The organism is Pseudoxanthobacter sp. (genome assembly GCF_036822375.1).
GTDB lineage: Bacteria > Pseudomonadota > Alphaproteobacteria > Rhizobiales > Segnochrobactraceae > Pseudoxanthobacter.
In genome coordinates, this window is record NZ_DAISHT010000103.1 from 1 (window position 1) to 10,472 (window position 10,472).

General features: G+C 70.8%; 9 protein-coding genes. 6 read left to right on the forward strand and 3 right to left on the reverse strand.

Going from position 1 to position 10,472, the window contains the following annotated elements; translation table 11 throughout:
• Positions 1–1,637, forward strand: a 1,637-nt coding sequence (locus tag V7067_RS10880) for an L-glutamate gamma-semialdehyde dehydrogenase (RefSeq protein WP_334175924.1), incomplete at its 5' end; no start/stop codon positions are given.
• Between the two features lie 109 nt (positions 1,638–1,746).
• Here V7067_RS10880 and V7067_RS10885 read toward each other — a convergent pair.
• On the reverse strand, positions 1,747–2,550 hold the full coding sequence (locus V7067_RS10885) for a hypothetical protein (protein WP_334175925.1): 804 nt from the start codon (positions 2,548–2,550) through the stop codon (positions 1,747–1,749).
• A gap of 275 nt (positions 2,551–2,825) precedes the next feature.
• Between V7067_RS10885 and V7067_RS10890 the strand changes: the two genes are divergently transcribed.
• Genes V7067_RS10890 through V7067_RS10900 form a run of 3 tightly spaced genes read left to right on the forward strand, consistent with a single transcriptional unit; the run spans position 2,826 to position 5,962 of the window.
• Complete coding sequence (locus V7067_RS10890) at positions 2,826–4,046, forward strand: phosphopentomutase (RefSeq protein ID WP_334175926.1); 1,221 nt, start codon at positions 2,826–2,828, stop codon at positions 4,044–4,046.
• A 12-nt stretch (positions 4,047–4,058) separates the two neighbouring features.
• Entirely contained in the window at positions 4,059–4,922 is an 864-nt protein-coding gene (locus V7067_RS10895) for a phytanoyl-CoA dioxygenase family protein (protein WP_334175927.1), read from the forward strand.
• Entirely contained in the window at positions 4,919–5,962 is a 1,044-nt protein-coding gene (locus tag V7067_RS10900) for a DUF4105 domain-containing protein (protein WP_334175928.1), read from the forward strand. The genes V7067_RS10895 and V7067_RS10900 overlap by 4 nt, the downstream gene beginning before the upstream one ends.
• Before the next feature lies 1 nt (position 5,963).
• Here the strand turns inward: V7067_RS10900 and V7067_RS10905 are convergent, their stop codons facing one another.
• Positions 5,964–6,854, reverse strand: a complete 891-nt coding sequence (locus V7067_RS10905; protein WP_334175929.1) for a LysR substrate-binding domain-containing protein — start codon at positions 6,852–6,854, stop codon at positions 5,964–5,966.
• A gap of 252 nt (positions 6,855–7,106) precedes the next feature.
• On the opposite strand from V7067_RS10905, the gene V7067_RS10910 reads away from it, so the two are divergent.
• Positions 7,107–7,481, forward strand: coding sequence for a DUF1127 domain-containing protein (locus V7067_RS10910; RefSeq protein ID WP_334175930.1), 375 nt, complete (start codon positions 7,107–7,109; stop codon positions 7,479–7,481).
• 96 nt (positions 7,482–7,577) lie between these two features.
• On the opposite strand, the gene V7067_RS10915 is transcribed toward V7067_RS10910, so the two are convergent.
• Positions 7,578–8,951: a DUF3422 domain-containing protein gene (locus V7067_RS10915; protein WP_334175931.1), complete on the reverse strand. Its 1,374-nt coding sequence runs from the start codon at positions 8,949–8,951 to the stop codon at positions 7,578–7,580.
• 275 nt (positions 8,952–9,226) lie between these two features.
• On the opposite strand from V7067_RS10915, the gene V7067_RS10920 reads away from it, so the two are divergent.
• Complete coding sequence (locus V7067_RS10920; protein WP_334175932.1) at positions 9,227–10,240, forward strand: glucokinase; 1,014 nt, start codon at positions 9,227–9,229, stop codon at positions 10,238–10,240.
• Positions 10,241–10,472: the final 232 nt, after the last annotated feature.

Genomic DNA, 10,472 nt, shown 5'->3' on the forward strand with positions numbered 1-10,472 from the left:
ACACCCACCGCCCGCTCGGCCCCGTGGCCTGCATCAGCCCGTGGAACTTCCCGCTGGCGATCTTCAGCGGCCAGATCGCCGCCGCGCTGGCCGCCGGCAATCCGGTGCTGGCAAAGCCTGCGGAAGAAACCCCGCTCATCGCGGCCGCCGGCGTGCGCATCCTGCACGAGGCCGGCGTGCCGGCCGGGGCGCTGCAGCTGCTGCCCGGCGCCGGCGATGTCGGCGCCCGGCTGGTGGCCGATGCCCGCACCGCCGCGGTCATGTTCACCGGTTCCACCGAGGTCGCCCGCCTCATCCAGAAGACGCTGGCCGGCCGCCTCAGCCCGGATGCCCGCACCATTCCGCTGATCGCGGAAACCGGCGGGCAGAACGCCATGATCGTCGATTCCTCCGCGCTGGCCGAACAGGTGGTGGCGGATGTGCTGACCTCCGCCTTCGATTCCGCCGGCCAGCGCTGCTCGGCGCTGCGCATCCTGTGCGTTCAGGAGGACGTGGCGGAGCGCATGCTCGCCATGCTGCGCGGCGCGATGGCGGAACTTTCGGTCGGCAATCCCGACCGGCTTTCCACCGACATCGGCCCGGTCATCACGGCAGAGGCGCAGGCCATCATCACGGCCCACATCGAAGCGCTGCGCTCGGCCGGCCGCGCCGTGGAGCAGGTGGCGCTGGCTCCCACCGCCGGCCACGGCACCTTCGTCGCCCCCACCCTCATCGAGATCGGCGCCATCTCGGAGCTGAAGCGCGAGGTGTTCGGCCCGGTGCTGCATGTCATCCGCTTCCGCCGCGAAGACATGGAAAGCCTGATCGACGAGATCAACGCCACCGGCTACGGCCTCACTTTCGGCGTCCACAGCCGCATCGACGAGACCATTGCCCGCGTGGTGAGGCGCATCGATGCCGGCAACGTCTACGTCAACCGCAATGTGGTCGGCGCTGTCGTGGGCGTGCAGCCGTTCGGCGGACGGGGCCTTTCCGGCACCGGCCCCAAGGCCGGCGGTCCGCTCTATCTGTCGCGGCTGACCAGCCTCCACGCCCCCTGCCAGCCGTTCTCCGGCGAGGCGGCGCCTGCGGCCGCGGCGGTGGCCCTGCAGGAGCAGCTGACGAGCGAGGGGGCGGCCGCGCTGGCCGAGCGCATCGGCCGCTATATCGCCCGCTCGCTTGCCGGCCGCGCCATGGAGCTGCCGGGCCCGGTGGGCGAGCGCAACGTCTACCGCGCCGAACCGCGCGGCCGCGTTCTGGCGGTGGCCGGCAGCGAGGCCGGGGCGCTGGCCCAGATCGGCGCGGCCCTCGCCACCGGCAACGATGCGATCGTGGTGCCGCCGGCCGACGGCAGCGACATCGCCGCCCGCATCGCCCGGCTGCCGGAGGCGGTGCGCGCCCATGTGAAGGTCGCCGGCGACTGGAGCGGCGAGCGCTTTGCCGCCGTGCTGTTCGAGGGCGACGGCGATGCCCTGCAGGCGCTGGCCGCGCAGGTTGCCGACCGGCCGGGCCCCATCGTGCCGGTGCACGGCATCGCCCGCGATGCGCTGGAACTCGCCAGCGACGACTATCCGCTGGAAATGCTGGTGGAGGAACGCTCCATCAGCACCAACACCGCGGCCGCCGGCGGCAACGCCAGCCTGATGACCATCGGCTGACGACGCAGCCGCGCCACGCCAGACGATGACCGGCCCGCGGGAGCCCCCTCCCGCGGGCCGCTTTTTCCGGTGTGCGCTGCTGCCGGGCAGCCTCAGCGCAGGCCTTTGCTCAGCGCATCCCCGTGCGCAGCGTTTCCGACAGCTTCTCCGGCACCCGCACGCCGTAGCGGCGGAAGCGAAGGTGCTCCGTGCCGCCCGGCCCCTTTTCCAGCCGCGGCCGGAAGGCGACGTATTCGACCACCGCCGGGCGCCCGGACCCGGTCCACGTCGTTGTGCTGTCGCCGGAGAGCTTCACCTCCACCTTGAGATTGCCGACATCGACGACATCGGCGGTCGCGCCCGCGGTGCTGACGCCGTTGAGCGCGAAGACGGCCGAACGCGCGGCATAGGTGCGGAACACCAGCAGGTAGATCAGGTCCGGATTGCGGAGCACCGTGTCGATTTCCCAGCCGGACCCGTCGCCCGCCGCCATCTTTGCCGCCTGTGCGCGCAGAGCGGTCGTGATGTCGGCATCGAGAGCGCTGTAGCTCATGTCGAAATAGTCGTCGAGCCGCAGTTCCGCCGTGCGCCCGACCTTAGCCTCCACGGCAGCCTCCACGGCCGATTTGGAGACATTGGCGGCGGCGACGGACCCGTTCAGTGTCACGCCGAGGTCGGAGACCTGCCGGGCCGCGTAGCTGGCCGGTTCGCCCCGCGCTGTCTGCGACACCGGTACCGTGCCGATTTCCGTAATCGTCTTCGCCTTCGTATCGATCAGATAGAGCCGGCCCAGCTCCGCCATACCGCTGTTGAGATAGCCGAACGACAGCCGGCTGTAGGCCGGATCGACAACGGCCGTCGTCTGCGCGCACCCGGCCACGAGGACGCACATCACCAGCCCGCTCAAACCGCCGGCCAGATGCCGGCCCGTCATAGTCCACCCCGGAATCATTATAGCCCCTCCCCGTTGCAGCACCTCTTATGCGTGCATATTTCATATTCACAATTTTTGATTAATCCGGCAACAGGATATCGGCCCTCTTGGCCTGCCCTCCCGTTGCCAGACCTCTTTTGCCCTGCCCCCGCAGCCCGGCGCCGCGCTGCGGCCTGCGGTAGCAAGAGGCGGAGGAGTGCATTAGGGTCCGCTGAGAGCGGCCCGGCGGGCAGAATCGACCTGCCGCGCCGCACGGCGGCCCGGGAAAGACCAACATGGCGCGTGCCTTTCTGCTCATCCTCGATTCCGTCGGCATCGGCGCAGCGGCCGATGCCGCGGCCTATGGCGATGCCGGGTCAGACACCGTCGGCCACATCGCCGCCGCCTGTGCGGCCGGCAGGGCCGACCGGGCGGGCCTGCGCGCCGGCCCGCTGAAGCTGCCCAACCTCGCCGCCCTCGGCCTCGGCCGCGCCGCAAAGGCCTCGTCGGGGCATCGGCCGGCGGGCCTTGAGAGCGCGGCGCCGGCGACCGGCCTGTGGGGCTATGGCGTCGAGGTTTCGAAGGGCAAGGACACGCCCTCCGGCCACTGGGAAATCGCCGGCGTGCCGGTGCCGTTCGACTGGGGCTATTTTCCCCACACCGTGCCCGCCTTCCCCGCCGGTCTGGTGTCGGCCATCGTGCAGGAGGCGGGCCTTGCCGGCATCCTCGGCAACTGCCACGCCTCCGGCACCGACATCATCGCCCGGCTCGGCGAGGCGCACATCCACACCGGCCGGCCGATTTTCTACACCTCCGCCGACTCGGTGCTGCAGATCGCCGCCCACGAGACCCATTTCGGCCTCGACCGGCTTTATGCCCTGTGCGAAATCGCGCGCCGCCACGTCGATGCGCTGAATATCGGCCGCGTCATCGCCCGCCCCTTCACCGGCGAGACCGCCGAAACCTTCGTGCGCACGGCCAACCGGCGCGACTATGCGGTGCCGCCGCCGGAGCCGACCGTGCTCGACCGGGCGAAGGCGGCCGGCCGGCAGGTGATCGGCATCGGCAAGATCGGCGATATCTATGCCCATTGCGGCGTGACGAAAGTGGTGAAGGCGGCCGGCAACGCGGCGCTGTTCACGGCCACGCTGGCCGCCATGGACACCGCCGGCGACGGCGATCTGGTGGTGACCAATTTCGTCGATTTCGACATGGTGTTCGGCCATCGCCGGGATGTCGCCGGCTATGCCGCGGCGCTGGAGGCCTTCGATGCCCGGTTGCCGGAATTCATCGCCCGCCTGCGGCCCGGCGACGTGGCCATCATCACCGCCGACCATGGCTGCGACCCGACCTTCCGCGGCACCGACCACACCCGCGAGCATGTGCCCATCCTCGCCTTCGGCCCCGGCCTTGCCGGCGGCAGCATCGGCCGGCGGGAGAGCTTCGCCGATATCGGCGCCAGCATCGGCACCCGCCTCGGCCTCGGGCCCGGGGCCCACGGCACGCCGTTTCTCTGAGAGGAAGCCCCGATGGCCCGCACCTTCCCCTTCCCGGCCGGTGGCCTCGTCAGCGACAAGATGCTGGCCGCCTATGAGGCCGACGGTTTCCTCGTGCTCACCGGCTTCGCCCCGGCCGGGACCTGCGCGGCGCTGCGCCGGCGCGAATATGAGCTGATCGAGGCGTTCGATCCGCAGAGCGTGCGCACGGTCTTCTCCACCGAAGATCAGGCGCACGCCCGCGACGCCTATTTCCGCGATTCCGGCGACCGGATCCGCTTCTTCTTCGAGGCCGGCGCCTTCGATGCCGAAGGACGGCTGACGCGCGACAAGCATGGCGCCATCAACAAGATCGGCCATGCGCTGCACGATCTCGACCCGGTGTTCGCGCCGTTCTCCCATGACGTGCGTCTGAAGCGGCTGGCGGAGGGGCTGGGGCTGGAGCAGCCGGAAATCGTGCAGTCGATGCTGATCGTGAAGCCGCCGTTCATCGGCGGCGAAGTGGGCATGCATCAGGACGCGACCTACCTCCACACCGATCCGGTGACGGTGACCGGCTTCTGGATTGCGCTGGAAGATGCCACGGCGGAGAACGGCTGCCTGTTCGCCCCGCCCGGCGGCCACCTGACGACGCTGCGCGAGCGCTTCCATTATGACGGCGGCGCGCTCGTGAAGACCACGCTCGACCCGCGCCCCTTCGAGGATGCGACGGGCGAACCGCTGGAGGCCCCGGAAGGCACCCTGGTGGTGCTTCACGGCCTGTTGCCCCACCGCTCCGGCCCCAATACCTCGGCCCGCCGCCGGCTGGCCTATGCACTGCACGCCGTGGACGGCACGGCGCGCTGGTCGCCGGATAACTGGCTGAAGCGGCCGGCCGCCGGCGGGTCCGCCGCGTGAACGGGCCGGGCGACCGGCAGCCCGCACCGGCCCGGCCCGCGCGGCGCGCGCTGCAGCGCACCGGCCGGCTGCTGGCCACCCTGCTGCCGCTGCTGCTCGGGCCGTTCGCGGCGCTGGCGCTGTGGTTTCAGCTCGGCCCCGGCGCCCTGCGGCTCGGGCTCGTCGCCGGCTGGGTGCTGGTCAGCCTCGCCGCCCTGTTCGGCCTCGTCACCGGGCGGCTTGCGGCGCTGCTGCCTTTCGCCCTCGCCGCGCCGGCCTTCGTCGTCTGGTGGGCAACCCTTGCCCCCACCAATACCGCCGACTGGCAGCCCGATGTCGCCCGCATGGCAACCGCCACGGTGGAAGGCGACCGCATCACCTTTCACGATGTGCGCGCCTTCGACTGGATCACCCGCGACACGGCCCGCGAGGCGTGGACCACCCGCACCGTGTCGCTTGCGGCCGTCAGCGGGGTAGATCTGTTCTTCTCCTACTGGAGCGGGCCGGCCATTGCCCATGTCGTGGTGAGCTTCACCTTCGACGATGCCCCGCCGCTGGCCTTTTCCATCGAAACGCGCAAGCGCGTTGGGCAGGCCTATTCGCCGCTCGCCGGCTTTTTCAAGAGCTACGGGCTCGTCATCATCGCCGCCGACGAGCGCGACCTGATCCGCCTGCGCACCAATGTCCGCGGCGAGGATGTGCGGCTCTACCGGCTGAGCGTGGGCCGCGAAAACGCCCGCCGGCTGCTGCTGGCCTATGCCGCAGCGCTGAACCGGCTGGCGGCACGGCCGGCGTTCTACGATACCCTGCGCGATAACTGCACGACGCTCGCCTTCCGCTTTGCCGGCGCCATCTGGCCGGATCTGCGGCCGGACTGGCGCGTGCTGCTGCCGGGCTACGGGCCGGACTATGCCTACGAGATCGGCGCGGTGGATACCTCGCTGCCGCTGCCGGATCTGAAGGCGAAGGCCGAAATCGGCCCGGCCGCGCGGGCGACGGGCGACAGCGCGGATTTTTCCGCCGCCATCCGCGCCGGGGTGCCGCGCCCGCCGGCGGAATGACCTATTCCGCCGCCGCAGTGAGCGGCACCGAGATGTTGTCGAGCGAGCAGATGACGTGCTCGCTCAGCGCATCGATCAGCGGCGAGGTCTGGTGCCAGGAGCGGATCAGCGAGATTTCCACCGGCTGAAGCCGCGGATAGCCATCGGCCTCCGACAGCACACGCATGCCCGGCCGGAGCGCCGATTCCGGCAGGGCGGAAACCGCCAGCCCCGCCAGCACCGCCGCGCCGACGACGCTGGCGTTCCAGCTCGTGTAGAGCACGCGGTGGGCGCGGCCGATCCGGCTCAGCGTCTCGATGGCGGTCAGCCGCCAGCAGCACGTCGCCTGCCCCAGCGCCAGCGGCACCACGTCCAGCTCGTGCACCGAGTGGCGCGCGGAGGTGACCCACAGCAGTGGCTCGCGCCGCACCACCTGCTCGCTGCCCTTGGCCAGCGCCGCCACGTGGGTGATGATGGCGGCATCGAGTTCGTTGGCCCGCAGCGCCTCCACCAGTATCGAACTCGGCTCGCAGCGCACCGTCACCTCGACCCGCGGGTTGGAGCGGGCGAAACGGGCCAGAATCTCCGGCAGGAAACGGTCGGCATAGTCGTCCGGCGTGCCGAAGCGCACCCGGCCCGTCAGTTCGTCCTCGTCGAAGGCGGCCAGCGTTTCGTCGTTGAGGCGCACCATGCGGCGGGCGTAGCCGAGCAGCCGTTCGCCCTCGTCGGTCAGGCGCGACTGACGGCCGTCGCGCACGAAGATCGGCCGGCCGATGCGCTCCTCAAGCCGGCGCATCTGCATGGAAACCGCCGACTGCGTCTTGAACACCGTCTCGGCGGCGCGGGTGAAGCTGCCGGTCTCCGCAATGGCGACGAAGGTGCGCAGCTGGTCCAGATCGAGCACGGCCGCCATGGGTTTTCCCCCTCCGCCGGCGCTCATCGCGCGCCGGCGCGCTCTGCATCAAACTTACTGATGGATAACATTACGAACATTCGTTGGATTTATCAATTGCTGCAGCGCATGGTGCCGTCATCGCCGCTGCAGACGGGCTTGCCGGTCCGTCCTGCCACAAGCCGGCGTGCTTTCCTTTCAACCCCTGACCCAAGACCCAGATGACCCTGTTGTTACGGGACGTGTGATCCCTTTTGCCCGGAGATGAAGACCATGTTTGCCCCTTCCCGTTCGTTCGCTCTCTCGCGGTCCGCGGCGCTGGCCGTGCGCGGTTTCAAGGCGGCGGCCTCGGCTGTGGCGGCATTCTGGGTGGCGATGCGAAACCGCCGTCAGGCCCATGCGCTTCTCTCCATGGACGATCAGATGCTGCGCGACATCGGCATCACGCGCGGCGACGTGCATTCGGTGCTGAGCGGACCGGTGCACCGCGATCCGACGCGGCGGCTGACGGTGCTGGCGGTGGAACGGCGGGCCGCCGCGCGCGCCACGGCCCGCCAGCGCCTTGCGGCGCCGGACCTGCTGGAGACCTTCCTTGAAGGGCGCACCAGCACGCGGCGCGGCCGCTCGGACTGCGACAACGCCGTCTGACCCGCAAACGGGCTCTCAGGAGGCCCCTTTCATCGCGGCCCTGTCCAGCACCCGCCGGGCGGGGCCGCTTCGTTTGCGGCCCGCAGGGCGGCACGCTCAACGGTCGCTGAAGTGCACGTCGGCATGGTGGCGGCGGATGGAGCGCACCACCCACCAGATCGCCAGCACCACCGCCGGCACCGAGAGTGCCGTGGTCAGTTCGGGCGCCACCGGCAGCCCCTCGGCATGCAGGCCCTCGGCGACCTTGGCGATGAGCGAGACCACATAGTAGCTGATCGCCGCCACCGACAGCCCTTCCACGGTCTGCTGCAGGCGCAGTTGCAGCCGGCCGCGCAGGTTCATGGAATGCAGCAGGTCGCGGTTCTGCCGCTCCAGTTCCACATCCACGCGGGTGCGCAGCAGGTTGGCCGCGCGCGCGAGCTTGGTGGAAAGATCGATCTGGCGGGCCTCGATGGCAATGCAGGTGCGCATGGCCGGTGCGAACCGGCGCTGCAGAAAGCCGCGCCAGCCGCCATAGCCCGAAACGTGCTGCTCGCGGATCGCCTCCAGCCGCTCCGCCACAATCTCGCGATAGGCGCGCGTGGCGGCAAAGCGATAGGCGCTCGCCGCGGCACCGGCTTCCAGATCGGCGGCGAGGTCGGTCAGGTCGTCGAGCAGGCGCTGATTGTCGGTCAGGCCGCGGGTCGATTTCATCGCCTCCAGCGCCGTCACCAGCCCGGCTTCGATGCGGCGCACCGAGGGCGTCACGCGCTGGGCTTCCGGCAGCCCGAGCAGAGCGAGCGTGCGATAGGTCTCGATCTCGATGAGGCGCTGGACCAGATAGCCGGTGCGGGAGGCCGACAGGCTGCCGACGAACACCCGGATGCGCGTGAAGCCATCGGCATCCTGCCGGAAATCGGTGGCCGCCACCGTCTCGCCGTCGGCCACGCGCGACACGCACAGGCTGATGGGGTCGAAGCCTTCCAGACCGTCTTCAAGCGCCGCGGGCATCGGCAGCAGGTCGAGCCGCACGGCGGCAATCAGCGGGCCGGGCTGGCGGAAGGCGTGCCCGAAGGGATGCGGCGGCAACGGCCCGCCGCTGCCCGGGGCATCGAAGGTGTAGGTGCTGAACTCGGTGTGGCTCTCCCAGCGCAGAAACCCGCCGCTGGTGGCAAGCCGGCACTGGCGCATGGCCGCGCCCGGCCCGGCCTCGCCGAGGCTGAGGGCGAGGGCGTCCACCGCCGCGCGGTCGGCCGCGGCCTCCTCCGGGCCGGTCAGGAAGGCCAGATGCAGCACCGTGCGCGGGGCTTCCACCGGATGGGCCGGGCGGGCGTGCATCTCGCCCAGCACCGCCGGGCGCAGCGCATGGGGCGTGAAGCCGAACGCCGTCCGGGCCGCCGGCCCCTGTCCCGAACCGTGGCCCGGCCCCGAACCTTGCCCGTGTCCCTCTCCCGACCCCTGCCCCGCCGGCGCCGCCGCGTCGTCTGCCATGATCACCCTCCCGGTCACCGCCTGCCCTGTCATGAAGAAAGCACGCGTCCGTGACAAGTCCGCGGGGTGGCAGCGCTGCCAGAGGTCGCAGCAGACGGCGGTGCCTTTCCGCTTGCCGTCGCCGGTGCGAGGCGGCAATGGTGCCCGGCCGGTGCTACAATCACGGGGAAAAGCCGGCAGGCGGGCTTTTCCGACGTCGCTGCGTTTTATACCGATAATAACCGGGCGCAGGATCGCGCCTTTCCTTGCCCCTTTTTTATGTTCTGGGAGAGACCATGACGGCTTCTGGCGATGTCCTGCCCTTTCCGGTTCTTCTGGCCGACATCGGCGGCACCAACGCCCGCTTTGCCATGGTGACGGGGCCGGATACGCCCCTTCAGGTCTTCCCCATCGTGGCCACCAACGCCTATCCCAGCCCGGATGCCGCGGCCCTTGCCGTGCTGGCGGCGGCCGGCGCGCCCCATCCGCGCGCCGCGGTGCTGGCCTTTGCCGGCCCCATCGAAGGCGCCCGGCCGCGCCTGACCAATGCGAACTGGGCCTTCGATGTGCACGAACTCATCGCCGCGCTGGCGCTGGACGAACTGGTTCTGGTCAACGATTTCGAGGCGCTGTCGCTCGCCCTGCCGGTGCTGTCGGGCGATGCGCTGATGCCGATCGGCGGCGGCCGGGTGGTGGAAAATGCCCCGCGCGTGGTCGTCGGGCCCGGCACGGGCATGGGCGTCGGCGGGCTCATCCACTCCGCCGGACGCTGGGTGCCGCTGCCGAGCGAGGCCGGGCACTGCGATCTCGGCCCGGTGACGGATGCCGACTTTGCGCTGTGGCCGGCGCTGGAGCGGGCCCACGGCCGCATCACGCCCGAAACGGTCCTGAGCGGCCCCGGCCTGCTGCGCCTCTACAAGGCGGTGGCGAAGGTGGCCGGCCGGGCAGCGGCCTGCGCCACCCCGGCCGAAGTCACCGCCGCCGCCGAGGCCGGCGACGATCTGGCCGCCGCCACGCTCGATCACTTCTCCGCCCATCTCGCCCGCTTCGCCGGCAATCTGGCGCTGACCTATCTGGCCCGCGGCGGCGTCTATCTGGCCGGCGGCATCGCCCCGCGCATCGAAAGCCACCTGACCGACGGCCGCTTCCGCGCGATGTTCGAGGACAAGGCCCCCCACACCGCGCTGGTCCGGGAGATCCCGACCTTCCTCATCCGCCATCCGCTGCCGGCGCTGGAGGGACTGGCCGCCTTCGCCCGCACGCCGCACCGCTTCTTCGTGCCCGCCAGCCACCGCTTCCGACGCGGCTGAACGCGCGAGACGACGCACTGCGCCGAACGCACCGCCCCGCTGGCGGGCCGGCGGCCGGCCGGCGCCGTGCGGGCGCGGGCTTATTTATCGGCCTGCCGCATTCACAGTCGCCGCCGCAGTAAGCCGGCGCCGCCCGGACGCGGGCTTTATCCCCTGTCGCGCGGGCGCGGGCTTTAACCCTTGTCGCGCGGGCGCGACATGCGCACCGGCGGGGCGCTGACCGGGTCTTCCG